Annotated in this window: 20 protein-coding genes; 18 read left to right on the forward strand and 2 right to left on the reverse strand. The window is 52.8% G+C overall.

Features of this window, described 5'->3' with window-relative positions:
- The first annotated feature begins 299 nt into the window (after positions 1-299).
- The 3 genes from HMPREF3050_RS07480 to ruvX are packed head-to-tail and all read left to right on the forward strand — an operon-like array spanning position 300 to position 1,872.
- Positions 300-851 carry a CreA family protein gene (locus tag HMPREF3050_RS07480; protein WP_039855241.1) on the forward strand — a complete coding sequence of 184 codons (552 nt, stop codon included), beginning with the start codon at positions 300-302 and terminating at the stop codon, positions 849-851.
- 12 nt (positions 852-863) lie between these two features.
- Positions 864-1,412 carry a YqgE/AlgH family protein gene (locus HMPREF3050_RS07485; protein WP_019271440.1) on the forward strand — a complete coding sequence of 183 codons (549 nt, stop codon included), beginning with the start codon at positions 864-866 and terminating at the stop codon, positions 1,410-1,412.
- Entirely contained in the window at positions 1,405-1,872 is a 468-nt protein-coding gene (gene ruvX, locus HMPREF3050_RS07490; protein ID WP_070774315.1) for a Holliday junction resolvase RuvX, read from the forward strand. Before HMPREF3050_RS07485 ends, ruvX begins: the two co-directional genes overlap by 8 nt.
- A gap of 90 nt (positions 1,873-1,962) precedes the next feature.
- Here ruvX and HMPREF3050_RS07495 read toward each other — a convergent pair whose 3' ends face one another.
- Positions 1,963-2,931 (reverse strand): hypothetical protein, encoded by a 969-nt coding sequence (locus HMPREF3050_RS07495; RefSeq protein WP_070774316.1) that lies wholly within the window; start codon positions 2,929-2,931, stop codon positions 1,963-1,965.
- 166 nt (positions 2,932-3,097) lie between these two features.
- On the opposite strand from HMPREF3050_RS07495, the gene HMPREF3050_RS07500 reads away from it, so the two are divergent.
- The 9 genes from HMPREF3050_RS07500 (at position 3,098) to HMPREF3050_RS07540 (ending at position 13,288) form a co-directional block, all read left to right on the forward strand.
- A complete protein-coding gene (locus HMPREF3050_RS07500; protein ID WP_070774317.1) occupies positions 3,098-4,081 on the forward strand; it encodes a hypothetical protein in 984 nt (327 codons plus the stop codon).
- Between the two features lie 129 nt (positions 4,082-4,210).
- Entirely contained in the window at positions 4,211-5,551 is a 1,341-nt protein-coding gene (locus tag HMPREF3050_RS07505) for a DUF2868 domain-containing protein (RefSeq protein WP_070774318.1), read from the forward strand.
- Between the two features lie 72 nt (positions 5,552-5,623).
- Entirely contained in the window at positions 5,624-6,961 is a 1,338-nt protein-coding gene (locus HMPREF3050_RS07510) for a GTPase/DUF3482 domain-containing protein (protein ID WP_070774319.1), read from the forward strand.
- 51 nt (positions 6,962-7,012) lie between these two features.
- On the forward strand, positions 7,013-7,528 hold the full coding sequence (locus tag HMPREF3050_RS07515) for a DUF1543 domain-containing protein (RefSeq protein WP_070774320.1): 516 nt from the start codon (positions 7,013-7,015) through the stop codon (positions 7,526-7,528).
- A gap of 10 nt (positions 7,529-7,538) precedes the next feature.
- Positions 7,539-7,961: a 6-carboxytetrahydropterin synthase QueD gene (gene queD / locus HMPREF3050_RS07520; RefSeq protein WP_070774321.1), complete on the forward strand. Its 423-nt coding sequence runs from the start codon at positions 7,539-7,541 to the stop codon at positions 7,959-7,961.
- Between the two features lie 122 nt (positions 7,962-8,083).
- The gene (locus tag HMPREF3050_RS07525) at positions 8,084-8,455 is read left to right on the forward strand and encodes a DUF1304 domain-containing protein (protein WP_070774322.1); all 372 of its coding nucleotides are present in this window, start codon (positions 8,084-8,086) and stop codon (positions 8,453-8,455) included.
- Entirely contained in the window at positions 8,452-9,090 is a 639-nt protein-coding gene (locus HMPREF3050_RS07530) for a 7-carboxy-7-deazaguanine synthase QueE (RefSeq protein ID WP_070774323.1), read from the forward strand. Before HMPREF3050_RS07525 ends, HMPREF3050_RS07530 begins: the two co-directional genes overlap by 4 nt.
- A 162-nt stretch (positions 9,091-9,252) precedes the next feature.
- Entirely contained in the window at positions 9,253-10,710 is a 1,458-nt protein-coding gene (locus tag HMPREF3050_RS07535) for a hypothetical protein (protein WP_070774324.1), read from the forward strand.
- 403 nt (positions 10,711-11,113) lie between these two features.
- Positions 11,114-13,288, forward strand: coding sequence for a TonB-dependent siderophore receptor (locus tag HMPREF3050_RS07540; RefSeq protein ID WP_070774325.1), 2,175 nt, complete (start codon positions 11,114-11,116; stop codon positions 13,286-13,288).
- A 119-nt stretch (positions 13,289-13,407) separates the two neighbouring features.
- On the opposite strand, the gene HMPREF3050_RS07545 is transcribed toward HMPREF3050_RS07540, so the two are convergent.
- Positions 13,408-13,932 (reverse strand): hypothetical protein, encoded by a 525-nt coding sequence (locus tag HMPREF3050_RS07545; RefSeq protein ID WP_070774326.1) that lies wholly within the window; start codon positions 13,930-13,932, stop codon positions 13,408-13,410.
- 418 nt (positions 13,933-14,350) lie between these two features.
- On the opposite strand from HMPREF3050_RS07545, the gene pepN reads away from it, so the two are divergent.
- From pepN to HMPREF3050_RS07580, 6 genes are all read left to right on the forward strand, one after another.
- A complete protein-coding gene (gene pepN, locus HMPREF3050_RS07550) occupies positions 14,351-16,954 on the forward strand; it encodes an aminopeptidase N (RefSeq protein WP_070774327.1) in 2,604 nt (867 codons plus the stop codon).
- Positions 16,955-17,104: 150 nt separating this feature from the next.
- The gene (locus tag HMPREF3050_RS07555; protein WP_003764307.1) at positions 17,105-17,533 is read left to right on the forward strand and encodes a hypothetical protein; all 429 of its coding nucleotides are present in this window, start codon (positions 17,105-17,107) and stop codon (positions 17,531-17,533) included.
- A 195-nt stretch (positions 17,534-17,728) separates the two neighbouring features.
- Positions 17,729-18,832 carry a tRNA 2-thiouridine(34) synthase MnmA gene (gene mnmA / locus HMPREF3050_RS07560; RefSeq protein ID WP_070774328.1) on the forward strand — a complete coding sequence of 368 codons (1,104 nt, stop codon included), beginning with the start codon at positions 17,729-17,731 and terminating at the stop codon, positions 18,830-18,832.
- 105 nt (positions 18,833-18,937) lie between these two features.
- Entirely contained in the window at positions 18,938-20,611 is a 1,674-nt protein-coding gene (locus HMPREF3050_RS07565; RefSeq protein ID WP_070774329.1) for an AMP-binding protein, read from the forward strand.
- A 68-nt stretch (positions 20,612-20,679) separates the two neighbouring features.
- The gene (locus HMPREF3050_RS07570; RefSeq protein ID WP_070774330.1) at positions 20,680-21,660 is read left to right on the forward strand and encodes a PhoH family protein; all 981 of its coding nucleotides are present in this window, start codon (positions 20,680-20,682) and stop codon (positions 21,658-21,660) included.
- A gap of 504 nt (positions 21,661-22,164) precedes the next feature.
- Complete coding sequence (locus HMPREF3050_RS07580; protein WP_045075769.1) at positions 22,165-23,430, forward strand: Glu/Leu/Phe/Val family dehydrogenase; 1,266 nt, start codon at positions 22,165-22,167, stop codon at positions 23,428-23,430.
- The last annotated feature ends 127 nt before the right edge of the window (positions 23,431-23,557 follow it).

Here is a 23,557-nt window from a genome sequence, read left to right on the forward strand (position 1 = left end):
AAATTTAATCCACTATAAAAAGGTCGTCTGAAAATCTGTTTTCAGACGACCTTTTTTGTTTGCAGTCAAAGCTCAGACGGTAAACTTGGCGCTCAATCCAGAGTTCTCTTTTTGAACCTTGAATGGACTAAAGAATGAAAGGGATGGGGGCTTGTAGTGGGAAGGCTTGCAGCCGGTGATGGGATTCAATTGGGTATTTGGGTCTTTCCGATGCTTGCAATCTGAACAAGCGGTCTTATATAGTAGGAGCTGCGGTGTCAGCTTCTTTATTTCCAACCTTCAAAGGTTTCTTAATTTACATGAATAAAATTATTCTGCCTGCGCTTTGCGCCCTGCTTCTTGCTTCCTGCGGTAACGATACCGACAAAATCGGACGTGCCAGCACGGTTTTTCATATGTTGGGGAAAAATGACCGTATTGAAGTCGAGGGGTTTGACGATCCTGATGTGCAAGGGGTTGCCTGTTATATTTCTTATGCGAAAAAAGGCGGTTTGAAAGAGACGGTGAATTTGGAGGAGGATGCGAGCGATGCTTCCGTGTCGTGCGTGCAGACGGCGGAGGTCATCCGTTATAACGAGCAGGCCGTCGTCAAGCCGCGGGAAGTGTTTAAGCGCAGCGCGAGCTTGGCGTTTAAGAGCCAGCAGATTATCCGTTATTACGATCCTAAACGTAAGGCGTTTGCGTATTTGGTTTACAGCGACAAAATCGTTCAGGGTTCGCCGAAGAACTCTTTGAGCGCGGTGTCGTGCTTTGGCGGTGCTAAAGCGGATGCGCAGCAAATTGCCGGCGGTATGGAAGGCAAACAGATTTACGGTGCGTGCGTCGTGGATGCGCCTGTGCCGAACAAGTAAAAGATGAGCGATATGAACCTAACCGACCATTTCCTGATTGCCATGCCTGATATGGACGACCCGTTTTTCGAAAATTCGGTGATTTATGTGTGCGAACACAACGAAGAGGGCGCGTTGGGCATCATCATCAACAAACCGTCGCCGATTACGATGGACATGATTTTTGCGGCAACCGACCGCAATATCCCTTTGCGGATGCAGCACGAACACGTCATGATGGGCGGGCCGGTACAGATTGACCGCGGCTATGTCGTGCATACGCCCGTGGGCAACTGGCAAAACAGTATGATTGTTTCAGACGACATTGCGCTGACGTCTTCGCGCGATGTGATTGAAAACTTATCGCGTCAGGGCGCGGTGGACAAGATTTTAATCAGCATAGGCTATTCGAGCTGGAGCAAAGGGCAGCTTGAACGCGAGCTGGCGGACAATGTCTGGCTGACGGTGAAGGCAGACGAGCATATTTTGTTCGATATGCCTTACGAACATCGCTACGCCGCCGCATTCGCCAAGCTGGGCATCCAGCCCGATGCGCTTGTCTGTGGAGCCGGTCATGCATAAAGCACCGGCTGGAACGGTTTTGGCGTTTGATTTCGGCGAGGCGCGTATCGGCGTGGCGCAGGGCGATGCGGAACTTGGTCTGTCTCACCCTTTAGCGACCGTGACCGGCAACAGCAACGACGAGAAATTCAACGCCATCGCCAAGCTGATACAGGAATGGCGGCCCAAGCATTTGGTCGTCGGACTGCCGACCCACGCCGACGGTACTGAACACGAGTTGACCCGCCTCAGCCGCAAATTCGGCCGCCGCCTGCACGGGCGTTTCAACCTGCCCGTATATTGGGTGGACGAACGCATGTCCTCGCTATATGCGGAAAGCCTGCTTGCCGAAGCGCAGGTCTTCGGACGCAAACAGAAGGCGGTACTCGACCAAGTGGCGGCTCAGGCGATTTTGCAGGGCTTTTTCGACGGCGGCGCGGCAGAGTATTTCAACGGCAGGGAAGAAGGTTCGGAAGAATAATTTGTTTGAGATAGTTTGAAAAAAGGTCGTCTGAAAGCTGTATTGACGGGATTGGAATCCGGCAACAAGCTTTCAGACGACCTTTTTGCATCAGAACAAGGCTTCAATCCTTAACAGCGCGCCGACGCGGTGTTTTTGGTTTTCCTTGCGGTTGTTGTAGTAGTTGACTTCGGTTTGGGTAAACAGCCAGTTGCGCCAAATCGGTTGGCGGTAGGTGGTAAACGGACCGTAGGTATTGAGGGCGGCTTTGCGTTTTTCAATATCGCCGCCGGTGTACACGCCGTAGTTGACGTGGCGGTGTTTGCCGAGGTTGTGTTGGCGGAAGAGGCTGTTGCCCCATGTCCAGTCTTCGGTTTTATCGTGTTCGTATTGCAGGTGTGCCTGATTGGCGATAAAGCTTTTTTCGCTGGGGATGTAACGCGTTTCCCAGTTGGTACGGACATGGTGTTTGCTCTTGATGCCGTAACGGTAGATTTGTTCCAAGCTGGTTTCGATGTTGTCGGTCAGTTGCCAATTGCTCGAGCTTTTGGCGCGGGCGTACAGGTCGCTGCCGGAGCGGATACCGATATCGAAGTCGGTATCGGTGCGCTGTTTGGCGAATGCTTCAGACCAGCGTACGGCAAGGGAGGCGTTGTTGTCGCGGCTTTGGGATGCGTCGAATATCCTGCCGTTGGTATTGGTACGGTTGCGGTAGGCGTTGGCTTCGTGTTTCAACTCGTCGTCCAAAGAGTCGTCACCGAAAATCACATGGACTTTTTTCTCCAAGGTCGGCAGTTTCAGACGACCCCGTACGCGCGGTGTCGCGGTAAACTTGTCGTCAGGGTTCCATTCGGTATCAAGCATGACGCGCAGGTTGGCGTCGGCAGGGTGGTCGGGGTCGGGTTCGCCAAACCAGTCGTCGATGCGGTTGGACCATTTGTCCAAGCGTTTGGAAACGACTTCGTGGCGGTGGTCCACCCAAGTGTCGCCGTCGGTGGGCGGTTCGTCTTTCGCGGCGGCAAGCGTCGGGAAGAGGGTGAGCAGGGTGAGTAGGGATAACGTTGTGGTTCGGATAGTCATTGTTTTTCCTTGCTTAATGCATAAAGTTATTATGGACGGTATCTTAGGGATAATGCAAGTCGTCTGAAAAAGGCTGTGATAAAATCTTGCGCGCCCAGTTTGCCGCCGTTCTGTTGTGCAGAAAAGCAGTCAGGCGGGCGCATACCAATACATTAAGGAAAACCGAATGAGTATTTTGTCGAAAATTTTTGGGAACAAGCCGTCCGGCGAAACGGCAGCAGAGCCGCGCAAACTTTCCGCACAGGAAAAAAGCGAGGGTTCGGCGCGGGCGATTTATGCGAAAGATAAAGTGTATGTGCCGCTGTCTGCCATGCAGGCGGATGTGTCGGAAGGGACGGGCATCCCTTATATAGGTCGTCTGAAAGACGGGCGGACGGTTTTATATCTGTTTGAAACCTATGAAGCGGCGCGGGCTTTTTCAGACGGGCAGGACGGCGCTTTAGACGGCATCGCTTTGGTCGGCGCGTTGGATAAGGCAGACCAGTTCAATAATTTGAGTAATGTCCTGCGTGTCGCTCACTCGCTGGGCATTCAACTGATGGAATACCGAGGACAGGACGGCGAACATTTCGAATGCGCGCTTTCGTGGCTGATGCGTGTGAACGGCGCGGATGGCATGGCGGCTTCCCGAGAAAAAATGGAAGCGTTGTCCATCGGTACCGATGCCAAGCTGCCGCTGCAATTTCACCCGATAGCCATTGTCGGTTTTTCCAATCCCTATAAGGTTACACCCGCGCGGGCGGAGGAGTTGTTCAAGCAGTTTACAAATGTCGAAGATGAGGAATTGCTGAGTTTTTTTGCCGGTAACACGCCGCAGGAAAATGTGTTGCTGATTGGATTGGTGGAAAAATATTCGGCGGATTTGGCGAAATCCGTGAAATATATTGTTTGGAACCAATTGGCGGAGCAGCCGCTTTTTGTCGGGATAAACCGCAAAGACGGCGGACTTTACGCGCGGGACGGTTATTTATACCTCTTTTACACCGACCGTTTCCAACACATGGGTCCTGCCCGCTGCCATCCCGTTTCCGGCAAGGAAGCCGTGTTGGACTTGGTTCGCCGCCACGAACTGAAAGGCATCGCCCTGACCGACGGGCTGCACAATATGGCGCGGTTTGAAAACGACGTGATTTTCCAAGACGGGGAATAGCGGCAACCTCTCTTCCGCCACTTGAGCGAAACGGTTTGCCTGAGCCGCATATTTAAAATACAAAGGTCGTCTGAAAAGGGCTGTGATAAAATCTTTGCGTTTTCACCATCCCTTTCAGACGACCTTTTTATGTTGAACCCATCCCGAAAACTCGCCGAACTTGTCCGTATTTTGGAAGAGGGCGGCTATATTTTTGCCGGCGATCCCGTGCAGGCGACGGAGGCGTTGCGTCATGTCGAGGGCGGTGTGGAAGGAAAAATCATCCGCCGCGCGGAGATGATAGACAGAGACCGCCGGCTTCGGCATACCTTGGAACAAGTGCAGACCGGGTCGTTTTGGCTGTGGGTCGTGGCGGCGACGGTGATGTTCAGTACCGGATTTTCCGGCACTTACCTTTTGATGGACAGCCAAGGGCTAAATTTTTTCCTGATTTTGGCGGGTGTGTTGGGCATGAATACGCTGATGTTGGCGGTATGGCTGGCAACGTTGTTCCTGCGCGTGAAAGTAGGGCGGTTTTTCAGCAGTCCCGCGACGTGGTTTCGGGGTAAAGACCCCGTCAATCAGGCGGTGTTCCGGCTGTATGCGGACGAATGGCGGCAGCCTTCGACGCGTTGGATCGCCGGCGCGACTTCGCACAGTCTATGGCTCTGCACCCTGAGCGGGATGTTGGTGTCGGTATTGCTGCTGCTTTTGGTGCGCCAATATACGTTCAACTGGGAAAGCACGCTGTTGACCAATGCCGCTTCGGTACGCGCGGTGGAAATGTTGGCGTGGCTGCCGTCGAAACTCGGTTTCCCCGCCCCGGACGCACGGGCGGTGGTCGAAGGTCGTCTGAACGGCAACATCGCCGATGCGCGCGCATGGTCGGGCTTGTTGGTCGGCAGCATTGCCTGCTACGGCATCCTGCCGCGACTGCTGGCTTGGGCGGTGTGCAAAATCTTTTTAAAAACAAGCCAAAGCAAGCTGGATTTGGAGAAGCCTTATTATCAGGCGGTCATCCGCCGTTGGCAGAATAAAATCGTCGATGCGGACACGTGTCGGGAAACCGTGTCCGCCGTTTCCCCGAAAATCACCTTAAACGACGCGCCCAAGTGGGCAGTCATGCTGGAAACCGAATGGCACGAAGGCACATGGTTTGCGGGCAGGCTGGCTCAGGAATGGCTGGATAAAGGTGTGGCGGCGAATCGGGAAGAAGTTGCCGATTTAGAGGCGGAATTGAAACAGAAACCCGCCCAGCTCCTCATCGGCGTGCGCGCGGAAACCGTCCCCGACCGCGGCGTGTTGCGGCAGATTGTCCGGCTTTCGGAAGCGGCGCAGGGCGGGGCGGTGGTACAGCTTTTGACGGAACGGGCGCTTTCAGACGACCTGTCCGAAACATTGGACCACTGGCGCAACGCGTTGGCAGAGTGCGACGTGGCATGGCTGGAACCTGACAAGGCGGCGCAGGAAGGTCGTCTGAAAAACCAATAAACGTACTTGAAATGCCCTGTTAAGCCGCCATCCTGAAAAAGGTCGTCTGAAAATCCATTCTTCAAAGACATCATGAACAAACAACCCCTTTCCCTCGCCGTCGTCGGGCACACCAATACCGGCAAAACCTCGCTCCTGCGCACCCTGTTGCGCGACAGCGGGTTCGGCGAAGTCAAAAACGCCCCGTCCACCACGCGCCATGTCGAAGAAGCCGCGATTACCGACGGCGCCGACACGCTGCTGTACCTGTACGATACGCCCGGGCTCGAAGACGCGGGCGGCGTTTTGGATTGGCTGGAAATCCACACGGATGCACGCGCCGACGGCATCGAGCGGCTGCAAAAGTTCCTCGACAGCCACGGCGCGCATCACGATTTCAACCAAGAAGCCAAAGTGCTGCGGCAGCTTTTGCAAAGCGACATGGCGTTGTACGTCATCGACGCGCGCGAACCCGTCCTCGACAAATATCGGGACGAATTGACCATCCTTTCATGGTGCGCCAAACCGGTCATGCCCGTGTTCAATTTTACCGGCGGACAGCTTCCCGAAGCGTGGACGACCATGTTGGCGCGCCGCAACCTGCACGTTTTCGCAGGGTTCGACACTGTCGCCTTCGATTTTGAAGGCGAATTGAACCTTTGGAACAAGCTCGCCACCATGCTGCCGCAACACGACATCATCGATCGCCTGACCGCTTCCCGCCGCCGCGAATGGACGCGTCTGGACAAAGAAGCGCGGCACGAAATCGCAGGTTTCCTGCTCGATGTGGCAGCCTTCACGCAGGAAATCGACGAAAACGACGACCTCGCGCCCGTCCTGCAAACCATGCAGGCAGAAATCCGCCAGCTCGAACGACAGATGCAGCAGCGGCTGTTTGCCCTCTACCGCTTCTACCACAGCGAAATCGACGGCGGCGACTGGGTACCCAAAGCCTTCCATCAAGATCCGTTCGACAGCGAGTTGCTCAAACAATACGGCATCCGTACCGGCACGGGCGCGGCAACCGGCGCACTCATCGGCTTGGGGCTGGACATCGCCACGCTCGGCGGTTCGCTCGGCTTGGGTACGGCAATCGGCGGCTTTTTGGGCGGTATCCTGCCCAATACCCGCACCATTTCCGACAAGCTCACAGGCCGCCAAACCCTGCACACCGACCCCGAAACCCTGACCCTGCTCGCCGCCCGCGCCCTCGATTTGCTCCACATCCTGCAAACGCGCGGCCATGCGGCGCAATCGCAGGTCGAGTTGCACAGCCGCAAAGCGCCCTGGACACCGGACAAACTTCCGTCCGAACTCAACAAAGCGCGCAGCAGGTGGAAATGGTCGTCCCTCAACACCCACCTCCCCGAAACCAGCCGCGCCGAACGCGAGGAATATGCGGAAAGTTTGAGTAGGAAATTGGGCGGGTAGGCAGGCGGAGGACAGCTGATTTCCAAGCTTCAACAATACGTCAGGACGAAGATGCCCAAACTTTATATGTTCTATCTCGGCGGTAACGCAGGCCGCTCCAATATCGAAGTGCACGACATCCAATTTGCCGTGTGCGACGACTACCGCGAAGCCATTCCCGCGCTTAAAGCCGCATGGTTCGGCGATGCGGACAAAATCCACATTGACGGCTGGCAGGTTGTCGAATGGGTGGACGGTTACGATGTCGATGTATCCGACCGCGCCGAGCCGAAGGGGTCGTCTGAAAACGTCCCGCACCTGTATTTCGTCAATGTCGGCGGCTATCGCGCGGGGCAGCTTGCCGAGGCGCACGCTTTCGGACTGTTCGCTGCCGCCACGCCCGCCGAAGCCAAACAAAAAGCCCTGCAAACCCTGTTGACCGACCATGTTCAGCAGCATAAAGACAACCTAAAAGACGTGGACAACCTGCTCCGGCTCGACCGCATCGGCAATCACACCATCCGCCTGACCCCGAATCCGCACGGCAAGCCTGCCGAAATGGGCTTTCAGGGTTATTTACCGATTTAAAGTACCCACCATGAAAATTACCAAGATATTTACCTTCGACTCTTCACATATGCTCGACGGACATGACGGCAAATGCCAAAACCTGCACGGGCATACCTACAAACTCGAAATCACCGTTTCAGACGACCCCGTCAGGGGTGGGCCGAAAGACGGCATGGTGATGGACTTTACCGACCTCAAAGCCATTGTGAAAAAACACATTACCGACCCTTTCGATCATGCGTTTATCTACAATGGCGGCAACGGTCGCGAATGCCAAATCGCCGCGCTCTTGGAGGGCTGGAACATGAAAACCCTGTGCCTGCCCTGCCGCACCACTGCCGAAAATATGGCGGTCGAAATGTACGACCGTTTGAAAAACGCGGGGCTGAAAGTGTGCAGCGTGAAATTGTGGGAAACGCCGACATCGTGTGCGGAGTATGAAGGGGAGTAGGGGCGCGGTTTTGCCAGCGAACCAAAATCATCCGTTAAAAAGCAAAAAGGTCGTCTGAAAACCCGATTGCCTATGTTTCAGACGACCTTTCATATCAAACACACCCATTCAAAGGAATACCTATGAAACTCCTTTCCACCCTCTTAGTTCTCCTCGTCGCCGCCGAACATTTCTACATCGCTTGGCTTGAAATGACGCAGATTCCCAGCGAAAAGGCGGAGGAAATTTTCAAGCTGCCTTATGAATTTATGGAACAAAAGCGCGTGCAGACCCTGTTCAGCAACCAAGGGCTGTATAACGGCTTTTTGGGCATCGGGCTGGTGTGGTCGCGGTTTGCCGCGCCGGACAATGCCGTTTACGGCGCGACGATTCTGTTTCTCGGCTTCGTATTGATTGCCGCCGCATGGGGCGCGTTCTCTTCCGGCAACAAAGGCATACTCGTCAAACAAGGTTTGCCCGCGATGCTGGCAGCGGCAGCGGTGTTAGCGGTATGAAAAAAATCAGCGTCGCCCCCGAAAATCCGCAATACCGCATCGTTGAAATTTTCGAGAGCCTGCAAGGCGAGGGCTGGAACACGGGCATGCCTGCCGTGTTCGTCCGCTTGGGCAAATGCAATCTGGCGTGCGGCTGGTGTGATACCGATTATTTGAAATTCGGCATGATGAGCCTGTCCGACATCTTAGGTCGTCTGAAAACCTACACTGCGCGCAATATCATCATCACCGGCGGCGAGCCGACCATCCAGCCGCATCTCGATACGCTGCTGGACGCGCTCAAGGCCGAAGGCTATTTCCTCTGTATCGAAACCAACGGCCTCAAGCCCGCGCCGCCGCAAATCGACTATGTCGCCACCAGCCCCAAAGCCTGCTACGCCGCCAAATATGAAACCAACTGCATTGCCGAGGCCAACGAAGTACGCATCGTGGCGGACGGCGATGTCGTTGCGTTCTGCGAAAACATGGAACGCAAAATCCGCGCGCGCCATTACTACCTTTCGCCCTGCGAACAAAACGGCGTGATGAACATCTACGACACCATCCGCCAAATCGGTATCTTAAACAGCCGCCCCGACGCGCCCGTGCATTGGCAGTTGAGCGTGCAGACGCACAAATGGGCGGGGATAGAGTAGGTTTCAGACGACATATTGATGTAAGGTTGGGGAGTTAAAAGGTCGTCTGAAAAGATAAAAGGGTCGGGTATGGATATCCGGCCCTTTTGATATGGCAAATGCAAAAAATAAAGCCGATACACAGTATAATCGCCTTATTTTGCCTGACTCTATAAAAACATCATGAAACGTTTCTGGAAATACTTGCTTTGGACGCTGGTCATCCTGTTGCTTGTCGTAGCGGTCGTCCTCTACATCGTTCCCTATTATCTGAAACAGCGCGAAATCCAAGCCGCGCAAGCGGATTTGGCGCTGCTTTCCATTCAGTCCACCCCGTCACCGTCTTTGAAAAACGGCATAGATGCCTTGTGGCTGCTGGAGTTCCGCACAAAAAATGATGCCGACCGCGCCGACTTGATGAAGCGTTTCGGTAACGACATCCAACACAATAACGACCAAGATATCCTCAAGCAAAATCAGGAATTGCAAGGCAGACGGCTTATTGTCCCTGAGTACGATGATAAATCATTGGACTGTGGCACAACGGCGCAAGAGTGCTTGGCTGAAGTGCGTGCCGACTTGCCGAAATCGAAAGCTGTGGTGGAAAAATACGCCGAACTGTTAGCCAATGTAGACAGGCTTGCCGACTACGATATTTTTGTTTCAAGAGATTGGCCTAATGATGATTATGGTATTGCTAATAAACCGCTTCCAAAACTGCAATTCGTGACATACGGTAGAAAACCTGCCGCACTTGATTGGGCGGAAGGGCGGGAAGCCGAGGCATGGAAGCGCGTTTGCCGCAACATCAAGACAGGGCGCAGTATGCTGAATAATGATCCTGAGTTGATTTACGCCATGATAGGGAATGCCGTTATCCGAAGGAATACCGACCTTGCCGCGCAAATGCTGTACGAAAAACCCGAGTGGGCGAACCGTCTGCCTGCCGAATGTGATGGGATGTTTGATGTTCTGACAGCAGAGGAACAAAATATTTGTTTGGCAGTTCAAGAAGAGTTTCGGTTAAGTGCCAATTCACTACGGCGATGGGAATTTGAACAGCAAAGATTATGGTTCTTACAGAAGTGGTACATGAATGTGAATGGATTTTATGAGTTGCTGACATTAATGAACGGAGAAATACAGTATACCGACATAATGTTTTCTCTTCTATTGCGTCCTAATGTGGATGCAGAACATACATTAGCCCACATCTCGCCTTACTTCGCCGCCTACTGCAAACCGGAAAAAATGGCTATTTTGAAAAATGACACTAAGGCGAAATGGATGCCTCCGGAAGATATGAACCAAACATTCGCTAAAAAATGGGCGTGTATGGGCAATAGTGTTGGCTGTATCACTTACGCTATTACTCTTCCTGCCTACGACTCCAACGTTCATCGCCTGCAAGATACCGCCATGCAGCAACGCGCATTCCAAGCCGCTTTAGAGTTATACCGTCTGCCTGCCGGTAAACGCCGTGCTGCTTTAGAAAGCGTTTTGGCAAAACATTCTAGCCCTTCCCGTAGATTGCGCTGGAATGAAGAACAGAAGGTTTTGGATTTTGAAATCTATCAGCAAAATGCCTCACCGATGCCGCTTAAATTGAATTTGGAAAATCGATATAGTGGATTAAAATAAAAATGAGACAAGGCGGCAACGCCCGCCGTGTACGGGTAGTACATAAGGGCGTTGGCAACACCGTATCATTGCAATTTTAATCCACTATACAACGGATTTATCTTTCGCATAAATCAGCCGAAGGTCGTCTGAAACTTTTCAGACGACCTTTTTTGCAACTGTCGGATTTGTTTGATTGAGAATGAAAGATGGTCATGCAGATGAAAATGATGTGTCGGGGACTGTGTAAATTATTTGATTCATGCCCGTCAGTTCCCTATACTCCGACCGTTTTATTTCATCCCATTACAGAAATTTGATAAAAATTCTTATTTAATACGCAAAAAAGCCGTTTGCTGTCGAATGGTACAAGGAGGTTTGGAACTCCGCTGCCGTTCGGACGGCTAAATAATTAGGAGACACCATGCCATTATCTAAATTTCGTCCGGCGCGTTTGCCGGTTGCCGTTGCTGCGGCACTTTTGTCCGCCTATTCCTGGGGCGCAGGGGATGGGGTTGAGCAGGTTGATTTGCCTACTGTCCAAGTACGGGGCGTCGGCAAACAGACAACCTCCAACTACACCATTCCGGCTTCCTCCGCTGCGACAGGCATCCGCCTGACCCAGCGCGAAACGCCGCAGTCTTTGTCTGTTGTTACCGAAAAACAAATGGACGACCAAGGTTTGGATACCTTGCAGGACGTGTTGAAACAAACACCGGGCGTGTTCCACAGCAAAATGGGCAACAACGTCTCCGGCCACAGCGAGTTTATTTCGCGCAGTCAGGCGATTGACAGCATTTCCGTGGACGGCGCACCCAAATTCCTTTACGACGGTAAAGCCATCCGCCGTGGCACCAACAATCTGGACAGCGCATTGTACGAACAAGTCGTCGTCGTGCGCGGCGCAAGCGGTTTGTCCAACGGCGGTATGGGCGAACCGGGCGGTACGGTTGCTTTGGAACGCAAAAAACCGACTGCCAAACCCGCGGTCAGCGTAGAAGCCGGTGTCGGTTCGTGGAAACACTACCGCTTCGTCCTTGATGCCAATCATCCTCTGAATGCCGACAATACCTTGCGCGGCCGCGCCATTTTGGTCAGCGACCACGGCGGCGATTACCTGCCGAACACTTCGCGCCACAATCACACTTTCTACGGCATTCTGTCTTACGACCTCACGCCGCAAACCCACTGGCGCCTCGGTACGGAAATACACCGTTTCCGCAATACCGGCAGCTCTCCTTTCAGCTATCTGACCGTAGCGGGAAACCCTAGAAACAATCAACCTTTCAAACCGTTTGCAGCCTCACCGCGCAGTAATTCCTCGGCAAAATGGGCTTACGGTAAAGAAAACAGTGCGGAAATCTTCACCTCTATCAATCATGAGTTTGAAAACGGTTGGGCTCTGAACGGCAACTACAGCCATACTTATGGGAAAAGTGATGCAGTTTCCGGCATGGCTGGTCCTTTTACCATTTATCCGGACTATTCCGCTGTATTTGTTGCCGAGCGCGACCAAGCCAAGTACACCGACCAAGATTTTTCTCTGAATTTGGACGGCGATTACCCGCTTTGGGGACGCAAACATGAATTCAATGCCGGCATCAGCTATCAGTACAATAAGGAAACTCCTTCATATTACGAAGAAAATGAAGATGGGATTGTCCCTGATTTGCGCCTTTTTGACGGAAATTTCACAAAACCGGCCATACCCTACATTCGCGACGGCTTTGCCCATATGAAAAACCTCTCTGTTTACGGTTCGACCCGTTTCAAACTGACCGACAGGCTGGCATTGATAGGCGGCGGACGGTTTGTCGATTGGCAATACCGCTACAGTTCCGATCGCAACCATTTTGCCGACAGCAGGCATAAAAACAAGGTATTTATCCCCTATTTGGGCGCAAGTTATGATTTAAACGACAATCTGACAGCCTACACCTCCTATACCACCATATTCCGCCCGCAACCGCGCTATTTGGATCGAAACGGCAAACCGCTCGAACCGCAACGCGGCAAAACATATGAACTCGGCTTAAAAGCCTCGTGGTTTGAAGACCGTTTGAACGCTTCTGCGGCTGCATTTATCAATAAACGCGACCATTTGGGGAAAGAAATTCGTGATGATGAACATCAACGTATTTACTATGAATCTGTTAACAACACAACGACCAAAGGCGTGGAATTGTCCGTCGGCGGACGCTTGAGCGACAAATGGCTGATCAATGCTTCTTATGCGTACTCCAAACTCAAAAACGATTCGGGCAATTTGGTCAACCCTTCTTATCCTACCCACCTTTTCAAACTCTTTACTGCGTATGACGTTACCGACCGCCTAAACTTGGGTGCAAACGTCAACTGGCAAAGCGGTACAAACGCAGTATCTGATGAATACCAGCCCCTCACCGCTGCCGGTAAAGAAGCCTTGACCCAACGCCCATACGCTACGCTGGACTTGACCGCGCATTACAAAATCGGCAAATCCACCCAAATCGGTTTGGACTTTGAAAACGTGTTCAACAAACGCTACCGCACCATGCCCGACATCCACGTTTACGGCACGCCGCGCAGCCTGACCGCTACGTTGAAACACACGTTCTAAAGCAGGCAGAAGAAAAGGTCGTCTGAAAATCTCGATTTGAGGTTTTCAGACGACCTTTTAGTTTGTATGGCGTGTATTGGGGAGAAAGTGGGTAGATGGTTTTCTCTAAAACGGCAATACTATTGGGACGGGGCGCATTCTTGCAGCAGCAGGTTGTCCGTCATGTTGTCAGGCGTTTCTTCCGAGGCTTCATGATGAACCAGAAAACCGCCGTCTTCCTTGTAGAAATCGGTTTCCGTAAAGTTGCCGATTGTCCAAGTGTATTGACCGTCGCTAAAGGCGTTCAAATCTTCGTTGCTCATCTCGGGGCTGAAAGGTGCGACAAACTCGGCACCTTTAAAGCGTACTTGCGCCGCGGCGCCGTCCTCTGTTTTGAAATAGCGGACTGATACGCTGCCGTTGTCTTTGCAGCGGTAGGTTTGCCATTTTGCCTGCTCCAAACCGGTCAGATTTTGTGTGGCGGAAGGCGCGGAGGCTGATGCTGCCTCGGAAGCGGCGGCTTGTACCGGGGCTTGGGAGGCTGCGGCTGCCGACGCATTTGAAGCTCCGGATGCGCTGGCTTCTGCCGCTTCGTTGCCGGCGCTGCAGGCGCATAACAATGCAGTCAATGTGGAACACAAAAGGAGCAAAGGTTTGGAAGACATATTTATCACACCTCAAAGATAATCAAAACCTGACGGATTGGAACGGGAATGCCGGTAAAGGTTCATCCGCTCCTTGTCGGATCGGGCGGTTGGCTGCCCGAAATCCTAAAGCAATTTCGGTCATTCCGCGATTGCCGATATGGCAACGGATTATACCCGTGCGGGGGCGAAGGGGGCATTCTAACAGCGTAAACGAAAGACGGGGTCGCACTTGACTTTGTGGCATGAAATATTGGATAAAAGGTATTTTTGTGGGATGATGGGTGCGAAGTTTGTTATTTTGTTAAGATTGCATTTTCAGACGACCCAATAGGGGATGACAGCCGTCAGGACAAGGTACAGCGAAGCCGTCCGATGAAAGTTATCCACCCTATCTCTTTTCATTTCTTTAATTGATTCCTAACCCGAAAGCAAAACCATGAGCAAAACCGTCCGTTATCTGAAAGATTACCAAACGCCTGCCTACCGCATTCTCGAAACCGACCTGCATTTCGACATTGCCGAACCGCAAACCGTCGTGAAATCCCGTTTGACGGTCGAGCCGCAGAGGGTAGGGGAGCCGCTGGTGTTGGACGGTTCGGCGAAACTCTTGTCCGTCAAAATCAACGGGACGGCTGTGGATTATGTGTTGGAAGGCGAGACGCTGACGATTGCGGGCGTGCCGTCCGAACGCTTCACCGTTGAAGTGGAAACCGAAATCCTGCCGGCGGAAAACAAATCGCTGATGGGGCTGTATGCTTCCGGCGGTAATTTGTTTACCCAATGCGAGCCGGAAGGCTTCCGCAAAATCACGTTCTACATCGACCGTCCGGATGTGATGTCCAAATTCACGACCACCATCGTCGCGGACAAAAAACGCTATCCCGTTTTGCTCTCCAACGGCAACAAAATCGACGGCGGCGAGTTTTCAGACGACCGCCATTGGGTGAAATGGGAAGACCCGTTTGCCAAACCGAGCTATCTGTTTGCTTTGGTCGCGGGCGATTTGGCGGTCACGGAAGACCGTTTCACCACCATGAGCGGCAGGAACGTCAAAATCGAGTTTTACACCACCGAAGCGGACAAGCCCAAGGTCGGCTTTGCCGTGGAATCGCTGAAAAACGCGATGAAATGGGACGAAACGCGCTTCGGTTTGGAATACGACTTGGATATTTTCATGGTCGTCGCCGTGGGCGATTTCAATATGGGCGCGATGGAAAACAAGGGTTTGAACATTTTTAACACCAAGTTCGTCCTTGCCGACAGCCGCACCGCCACCGATACCGATTTCGAAGGCATCGAATCTGTGGTCGGACACGAATATTTCCACAACTGGACGGGCAACCGCGTGACCTGCCGCGACTGGTTCCAGCTTTCACTGAAAGAAGGGCTGACCGTGTTCCGCGACCAAGAATTTTCCGGCGACCGCGCCAGCCGCGCCGTGCGTCGCATCGAAAACATCCGCCTGCTGCGCCAGCACCAGTTCCCCGAAGACGCAGGCCCGACCGCGCATCCGGTGCGCCCCGCCAGCTATGAGGAGATGAACAATTTCTACACCATGACCGTTTATGAAAAAGGCGCGGAAGTGGTGCGGATGTATCACACCCTGCTCGGCGAAGAGGGTTTCCAGAAAGGCATGAAGCTCTATTTCCAACGCCACGACGGCCAGGCCGTTACCTGCGACGATTTCCGCGCGGCGATGGCGGACGCGAACGGCATTAATCTCGACCAGTTCGCCTTGTGGTACAGCCAGGCGGGAACGCCCGTTTTGGAAGCGGAAGGTCGTCTGAAAAACAATATTTTCGAGTTGACCGTCAAACAAACCGTGCCGCCCACGCCCGATATGGCGGACAAGCAGCCGATGATGATTCCGGTCAAAATCGGGCTGTTGAACCGCAACGGAGAGGCGGTGGCATTCGATTATCAGGGCAAACGCGCGACCGAAGCCGTGTTGCTGCTGACCGAAGCCGAACAAACCTTCCTGCTCGAAGGTGTAATGGAAGCCGTCGTTCCCTCGCTGCTGCGCGGGTTCAGCGCGCCGGTGCATCTGAACTATCCGTACAGCGACGACGATTTGCTGCTCCTGCTCGCCCACGACAGCGACGCCTTCACGCGCTGGGAAGCCGCCCAAACGCTCTATCGCCGCGCCGTCGCCGTCAACCTTGCCGCGCTTTCAGACGGCGTCGGGTTGCCGAAACACGAAAAACTGCTTGCCGCCGTCGAAAAAGTCATTTCAGACGGCCTCTTGGACAACGCCTTCAAAGCCCTGCTTTTGGGCGTGCCGTCTGAAGCCGAATTGTGGGACGGCGCGGAAAACATCGACCCGCTGCGCTACCATCAGGCGCGCGAAGCCTTGTTGGATACGCTTGCCGTCCACTTCCTGCCGAAATGGCACGAATTGAACCGTCAGGCGGCGAAGCAGGAAAGCCAAAGCTACGAGTACAGCCCCGAAGCCGCCGGCTGGCGCACGTTGCGCAACGTCTGCCGCGCCTTCGTCCTGCGCGCCGACCCCGCGCACATCGAAACCGTTGCCGAAAAATACGGCGAAATGGCACAAAACATGACCCATGAATGGGGCATCCTGTCCGCCGTCAACGGCAACGAAAGCGATACGCGCAACCGCCTGCTGGCGCAGTTTGCCGACAAGTTTTCAGACGACGCGCTGGTGATGGACAAATATTTCGCCCTCGTCGGCTTAAGCCGCCGCAGCGACACCCTGCAACAGGTTCAAACCGCCTTGCAGCATCCGAAATTCAGCCTCGAAAACCCCAACAAAGCCCGTTCGCTCATCGGCAGCTTCAGCCGCAACGTCCCGCATTTCCACGCACAAGATGGCAGCGGCTACCGCTTCATCGCCGACGAAGTCATCGAAATCGACCGCTTCAACCCGCAGGTCGCCGCCCGCTTAGTGCAGGCGTTCAACCTCTGCAACAAGCTCGAACCGCACCGCAGAAACTTGGTGAAACAAGAATTGCAGCGCATTCGGGCGCAGGAAGGATTGTCGAAAGACGTAGGTGAAATCGTCGGCAAGATTTTGGATTGAGGTCGTCTGAAATGGTGATGGAAGTTATTATAATGTGATAAAAAAAGGTCGTCTGAAACTGTCATTTCAGACGACCTTTTGTGATAGACACATATTCTGCTTCGTCATAAAATGCCATCTGTTTATTATTGATTAAACGATGAGGCTAAAATGAAGAAATATATTCTTGCAGCGTGTGCATTATGGTTTGCAGGTCAAGCATTAGCCGCTGATTTTTCTGGAAATTGGGGGTATGAGCAAGAGCTGGAAGATGGTATCTACGGTAAATATTTTAATATTAAACAATCACCGAAATACATTATTTCCGGGGAGTGGAATGAAGGCCGTTCGAATGGTCCGGGCGGCAGTGGCAAGGTGAAAGGCTATGTCAAACGCGGCAAACTGTATTTGAGCTATTGCAGCGAAGGCGACGATTCTTGGTACACGCATTGTCCGAAATATGAAAAAGACCGTGGATATTTCGTGCGGAGAAACGGACAGCTTGTCGAGTATTACAGTTTGCACGGAAAGCGCAATGCTTACAGAAAGGGCGATGTGTTCACCCGGCAAAAAGAAAAAGCAGCCGACGCATCCGAATAAGCAAAAGGTCGTCTGAAAACCGACGGTAGCGGTTTCAGGCGGCTTTTTTCTATCAAATGTCATTTAATTTCTTGAATTTCCAATAAAACATCATTCAAACCCCGTCTGCCTTATGGGGTAGCCTTCCTTATCCCTTCATCAAAATGTGCTAAAATCCTCCTTTAAAAACTGCTGTTTCCTACCCATATCCTCTTTATGGACATTACTCAACAACCTTCAAACATCATCGTCGGGCTCTCCGGCGGTGTTGATTCCTCTGTAACCGCCGCCTTGCTCAAACAGCAGGGTTATCAAGTGCGCGGTGTGTTTATGCAAAACTGGGAGGACGACGACAATGACGAATATTGCAGCATCAAGCAAGACTCTTTCGATGCCATTGCCGTCGCCGACATCATCGGCATAGACATCGACATCGTCAATTTTGCCACCCAATACAAAGACAATGTATTCGCCTATTTCCTCAAAGAATACAGCGCGGGGCGCACGCCGAATCCGGATGTGTTGTGCAACGCGGAAATCAAATTCAAATGCTTTTTGGACTACGCCATAGAGCAAGGCGCAGATACCATTGCCACCGGACACTATGCGCGCAAAGAAGTCCGCAACGGCACTCATTACCTGCTCAAAGGTTTGGATCAAAACAAAGACCAAAGCTATTTCCTCTACCGTCTCAAGCCTTTCCAGCTCGAGCGCGCGATTTTTCCGTTGGGTGGTTTGGAAAAACCTGAAGTCCGCCGCCTTGCCGCCGAATTCAATTTGCCGACCGCCGCCAAAAAAGACAGTACCGGCATCTGCTTCATCGGCGAACGTCCGTTTCGCGAGTTCCTGCAAAAATACCTGCCGACCAACAACGGCAAAATGGTGACGCCCGAAGGCAAAACCGTCGGCGAACACGTCGGACTGATGTTCTACACGCTCGGACAGCGCAAAGGATTGGGCATCGGCGGCGCGGGCGAGCCGTGGTTTGTCGCCGCGAAGGATTTGACGAAAAACGAACTCATCGTCGTACAAGGTCATGACCATCCGCTGCTCTACACCCGCAGCCTCGTCATGAACGATTTGAGTTTCACGCTGCCCGAACGCCCGAAAGAAGGGCGCTACACCTGCAAAACCCGCTACCGCATGGCGGACGCGCCCTGCGAATTGCGTTATCTTAATGATGAAACGGTCGAGCTGGTGTTCGACGAACCGCAATGGGCGGTAACGCCCGGTCAATCCGCCGTGCTGTACGACGGCGATGTCTGCTTGGGCGGCGGCATTATCATGTCCACCGACAAGCCCGTCATTATTACTGCTTGAATAAAAAAGATAAAAGGTCGTCTGAAAACCATTACAGCGGGTTTGTTCCCGCCTTTTCAGACGACCTCAAGACAACCATAAAACCAACGAAACAAGACTATTTATATGGAAAAACTCTGGCTCAACAGCTACGAACAAGGCGTCAATGCCGAAATCGACATCACGCAATACAGCTCTATCAGCGACGTATTCCGTCAAAGCGTTGAAAAATTCGCGCATCAACCCGCGTTTCAAAACATGGGCAAAACGCTCACTTACGCCGAAGTCGGCAAGCTGGCGGAAAATTTCGCTTCCTATCTGCAAAACGTTCTGAAGCTGCCGCGCGGCGAGCGCGTGGCGATTATGCTGCCCAACCTGCTGCAATACCCGATTGCGCTTTTCGGCATCCTGCAGGCGGGGCTGGTGGCGGTAAACACCAATCCGCTCTACACCCCGCGCGAGCTGGAGCATCAGTTGAAAGACAGCGGCGCGACCACCATCATCGTTTTGGAAAATTTTGCCAACACGCTGGAGCTGGTGCTGCCGCGTACGCAAATCAAACACGTCATCGTCGCCTCTGTCGGAGAAATGTTCGGCTTCTTCAAAGGCACGCTGATGAATTTCGTGCTGCGCAAAATCAAAAAAATGGTGCCAGAGTACCGTATTTCCGGCGCTATCCCTTTTCAGACGACCCTGAAAGAAGGTGCGGCGCATACCTTCCGCCCCGTTACCCTGACCCGCGAAGATACCGCGCTGTTGCAATACACGGGCGGCACGACCGGCGTGGCAAAAGGCGCCGTCCTCAGCCACGGCAACATCTGCGCCAATATGCTGCAGGCGAAAGAATGGATTAAAAACCAACTGCGCGAAGGCAAAGAAACCGTCATCGCCGCGCTGCCGCTTTACCACATCTTCGCCCTGACGGTGAACCTGATGATTTTCACCAACGCCGGTTCCAAAATCATCCTGATTACCAACCCGCGCGACATGAAAGGCTTTATCGGCGAGCTTAAAAAAGAGCGCATCAGCGTCTTCATCGGCGTGAACACCTTGTTTAACGGCATGGTCAACCAACCCGATTTTGCCACCGTCGATTTCTCCAACCTGCGCCTGACTTTGGGCGGCGGTATGGCGACTCAAAAAGCCGTCGCTGAAAAATGGAAAAAAATCACCGGCACGCCCATCGTCGAAGCCTACGGCCTGACCGAAGCCAGTCCCGGCGTGTGCTGTAACCCGCTCAATATCGAAGCGTACAGCGGCGGCATCGGATTGCCCGTTCCCTCCACCGAAGTCGAATTGCGCGATGCGGACGGTAAAGAAGTCGGCATCGGACAGCCGGGCGAACTTTGGGTGCGCGGCCCGCAAGTGATGAAAGGCTACTGGAATCGTCCCGAAGAAACTGCCAAAACCATAGACGCGCGCGGCTTTTTGGAAACCGGCGACATCGCCGTGATGGACGAAAAAGGCTGGCTGAAACTGGTTGACCGCAAAAAAGACCTTATCGTCGTTTCCGGTTTCAACGTTTATCCGAACGAAATCGAAGAAGTTATTTCACACAACGATAAAGTCATGGAAGTCGCCTGTATCGGCGTGCCCAACGAAAAAACAGGCGAAGCCCTCAAAGTCTTCGTCGTCAAAAAAGACCCAAGCCTGACCAAAGAGGAACTCATCGAATTCTGCCGTACCGAGCTGACCGCTTATAAAGTGCCGAAAGACATCGAGTTCCGTGACGAACTGCCCAAGTCCAATGTCGGCAAAATCCTGCGCCGCGAGCTTCGCGAACAAGCGCAAAACAAATAACACCGAAAGGTCGTCTGAAAAGCATCCCGCACCTTTCAGACGACCTTTAATCATCATGGAAACAAGATATGACCCATACCGTCCATCTTCAATTTGAAGACATCGACAACACCGTCCTCCAACGCCTCTGCGGCGCGCTCGACGGCAACCTCGAAGCCTTGGGCAAAGCCCTCGATATCCAAATCAGCCGCCGCTTCGAACACTTCACCTTCATGGGCGAACTCGCCCACGCCGGCCGCCGCGCCCTGCTCGCGCTCGCCGAAGCCGCTGAACAAGGCGATTTGGACGATAATGCCATCCGCCTTGTCGCCGTCGAAGCCAAGACTGCCGACGAGAAACACGAAGAAAAGCATCACGACCAACAATATTATTTCCGCACCAAACGCGGCAGCATAGGCGGGCGTACCCCGCGCCAAAACGGCTATATCCGCGCGCTGTTGACCCACGACGTCGTCTTCGGGCTGGGGCCCGCCGGTACGGGTAAAACCTATCTCGCCGTCGCCGCAGCCGTCGATGCCATGGAAAAACACCAAATCGAACGCATCGTCCTCGTCCGCCCCGCCGTCGAAGCAGGAGAAAAACTCGGCTTCCTGCCCGGCGATTTGGCGCAAAAAGTTGACCCCTACCTGCGCCCGCTCTACGACGCGCTCTACGATCTGATGGGCTTCGACCGCGTCACCAAACTGATGGAAAAAGGCCTGATTGAAATCGCCCCGCTCGCCTACATGCGCGGCCGCACGCTCAACGGCGCGTATGTGATTCTGGACGAAGCGCAAAACACCACGCCCGAACAGATGAAAATGTTCCTGACCCGTATCGGCTTCGGCGCGAAAGCCGTCATCACCGGCGATATTAGCCAAATCGACCTCCCGCGCAACATCAAATCCGGCTTGAAAGACGCCCGTGAAAAACTGCGCGACGTGGAAGGGCTGTATTTCCACACCTTCACCAGCGAAGACGTCGTCCGTCACCCGCTGGTACAGAAAATTGTGGAAGCGTATGAAGCGGCAGAAGAGCAAGCCGAAAGAAGCAGCGCCGCCGAACGGTAAACGATGAAGTTCAAAAAGGTCGTCTGAAAACCTGAAACATGGGTTTTCAGACGACCTTTTTCATATTTTATAGTGGATTAACTTTAAATCAGGACAAGGCGAGGTAACGCCGTCCTGGTTTAAAGTTAATCCACTATATTAAAGTCAAAATGGATGAGGCAGCCCATCTTGTTATGCCTTATTTTGTGCTGCCGAAAATTGGATATTGTTAACAATATTATCGAGTCTGATATGCGGTCGTTGCTGTTTTTAAAGCATCAGCCTGATGATATAAAATTTCAGACGATTTTTTTAAAAACAAGGGCTTTAGTTTTAGTAGCCGATTTTGGCGGCGATATCGGGTAACGGGGTGTCAGGTTTCAGGGGTCGTCTGAAAATAAATTCATATATAAATTAATCAATTTTGAAAATACTGACTACATGCTATTACATTTCATTTGGAAATTGGTTATAGTTACAACTGTGAAGCCCTTAAATTTCAACCAGACATAAGAAGGAAGAGAAATGTCCCAATCCGCCGCAAAAGAAACCCTTAATCCTTTCGAAATCGCCCGCAAACAGGTCAAAACCGCCTGCGACCGACTCAATGCCGACCCTGCGGTGTATGAAATCCTGAAAAGCCCGCAACGCGTTTTGGAAGTTACCTTCCCCGTCAAACTCGACAACGGCACGGTCAAAACCTTCACCGGCTACCGTTCGCAACACAACAACGCCGTCGGCCCCTACAAAGGCGGCGTACGCTTCCACCCCAATGTGAATCTGGACGAAGTCAAAGCCCTGTCGATTTGGATGACCATCAAATGCTGCGTTGCGGGCATTCCTTACGGCGGCGGCAAAGGCGGCATTACTTTGGATCCGCGCGATTATTCCGAAGCAGAGTTGGAACGCATTGCACGAGCTTATTCCGAAGCCATTTCCCCGCTCATCGGCGAGAAAATCGATATTCCCGCTCCCGATGTGAACACCAACGGCAAAATCATGTCGTGGATGGTCGATGCCTACGAAAATGTCGTTAAAAAATCTGCGCCTGGCGTGTTCACCGGCAAACCGGTCGAATTCGGCGGCTCTTTGGCGCGTACCGAAGCGACGGGTTACGGCGTGAACTTCGCAGCCGTTCAAGCTTTGGAAAAACTCGGCAAAGACGTTAAAGGCGCGACCTACGCCATTCAGGGCTTCGGCAATGTGGGCTATCACACAGGCTATTACGCGCATCAATCCGGCGCGAAAGTCGTTGCCGTTTCCACCGTTGACGTCGCCATCTACAACGAAAACGGCTTGGATATGGAAGCCCTCTTCAAAGAGTTCCAAGAAAAAGGCTTCATTACCAACGAAGCGGGTTACGGCAAAGAAATCAGCAACGCCGAACTCTTGGCATTGGATGTGGACGTACTCGCCCCTTGCGCGCTGGAAAACCAACTGACTTCCGAAAACGCCGGCAAAGTACGCGCCAAAATCGTGGTCGAAGGCGCAAACGGTCCGACTACACCCGAAGCCGATGCCATCCTGCGTCAAAACGGCGTGTTGGTCGTGCCCGATATTTTGGCGAACTGCGGCGGCGTGGTCGTTTCCTATTTTGAATGGGTGCAAAACCTGCAAGGCTATTACTGGGAATTTGACGAAGTTCAGGAAAAAGAAACCGTTGTCCTGCGCCGCGCGTTCCGCGATATTTGGAATCTGGCGCAAGAGTATGACGTGGATTTGCGTACCGCGTCTTATATGATGAGTATCCGCCGCGTTGAAAAAGCGATGAAGCTGCGCGGTTGGTACTGATCAAATTTTGAAGCGTTAGCTTGAGAAAAGGTCGTCTGAAAAATTTTCAGACGACCTTTGGTTTTGTTGATCGAGACATTAAACAACGATAAAGGTTTTATAGTGGATTAACTTTAAACCAGTACGG

The organism is Neisseria sp. HMSC065D04 (assembly GCF_001815675.1).
GTDB lineage: Bacteria > Pseudomonadota > Gammaproteobacteria > Burkholderiales > Neisseriaceae > Neisseria.

Bases quoted from the DNA above. Each gene is read 5' to 3' on its own strand.
- HMPREF3050_RS07525 (WP_070774322.1), top strand. From the start codon at position 8,084: ATGAAACTCCTTTCCACCCTCTTAGTTCTCCTCGTCGCCGCCGAACAT.
- HMPREF3050_RS07540 (WP_070774325.1), top strand. From the start codon at position 11,114: ATGCCATTATCTAAATTTCGTCCGGCGCGTTTGCCGGTTGCCGTTGCT.
- HMPREF3050_RS07485 (WP_019271440.1), top strand. From the start codon at position 864: ATGAACCTAACCGACCATTTCCTGATTGCCATGCCTGATATGGACGAC.
- HMPREF3050_RS07565 (WP_070774329.1), top strand. From the start codon at position 18,938: ATGGAAAAACTCTGGCTCAACAGCTACGAACAAGGCGTCAATGCCGAA.
- mnmA (WP_070774328.1), top strand. From the start codon at position 17,729: ATGGACATTACTCAACAACCTTCAAACATCATCGTCGGGCTCTCCGGC.
- ruvX (WP_070774315.1), top strand. From the start codon at position 1,405: ATGCATAAAGCACCGGCTGGAACGGTTTTGGCGTTTGATTTCGGCGAG.
- queD (WP_070774321.1), top strand. From the start codon at position 7,539: ATGAAAATTACCAAGATATTTACCTTCGACTCTTCACATATGCTCGAC.
- HMPREF3050_RS07545 (WP_070774326.1), bottom strand. From the start codon at position 13,932: ATGTCTTCCAAACCTTTGCTCCTTTTGTGTTCCACATTGACTGCATTG.
- HMPREF3050_RS07500 (WP_070774317.1), top strand. From the start codon at position 3,098: ATGAGTATTTTGTCGAAAATTTTTGGGAACAAGCCGTCCGGCGAAACG.
- HMPREF3050_RS07580 (WP_045075769.1), top strand. From the start codon at position 22,165: ATGTCCCAATCCGCCGCAAAAGAAACCCTTAATCCTTTCGAAATCGCC.
- HMPREF3050_RS07495 (WP_070774316.1), bottom strand. From the start codon at position 2,931: ATGACTATCCGAACCACAACGTTATCCCTACTCACCCTGCTCACCCTC.
- HMPREF3050_RS07505 (WP_070774318.1), top strand. From the start codon at position 4,211: ATGTTGAACCCATCCCGAAAACTCGCCGAACTTGTCCGTATTTTGGAA.
- HMPREF3050_RS07555 (WP_003764307.1), top strand. From the start codon at position 17,105: ATGAAGAAATATATTCTTGCAGCGTGTGCATTATGGTTTGCAGGTCAA.
- HMPREF3050_RS07480 (WP_039855241.1), top strand. From the start codon at position 300: ATGAATAAAATTATTCTGCCTGCGCTTTGCGCCCTGCTTCTTGCTTCC.
- HMPREF3050_RS07510 (WP_070774319.1), top strand. From the start codon at position 5,624: ATGAACAAACAACCCCTTTCCCTCGCCGTCGTCGGGCACACCAATACC.
- HMPREF3050_RS07570 (WP_070774330.1), top strand. From the start codon at position 20,680: ATGACCCATACCGTCCATCTTCAATTTGAAGACATCGACAACACCGTC.
- HMPREF3050_RS07515 (WP_070774320.1), top strand. From the start codon at position 7,013: ATGCCCAAACTTTATATGTTCTATCTCGGCGGTAACGCAGGCCGCTCC.
- pepN (WP_070774327.1), top strand. From the start codon at position 14,351: ATGAGCAAAACCGTCCGTTATCTGAAAGATTACCAAACGCCTGCCTAC.
- HMPREF3050_RS07535 (WP_070774324.1), top strand. From the start codon at position 9,253: ATGAAACGTTTCTGGAAATACTTGCTTTGGACGCTGGTCATCCTGTTG.
- HMPREF3050_RS07530 (WP_070774323.1), top strand. From the start codon at position 8,452: ATGAAAAAAATCAGCGTCGCCCCCGAAAATCCGCAATACCGCATCGTT.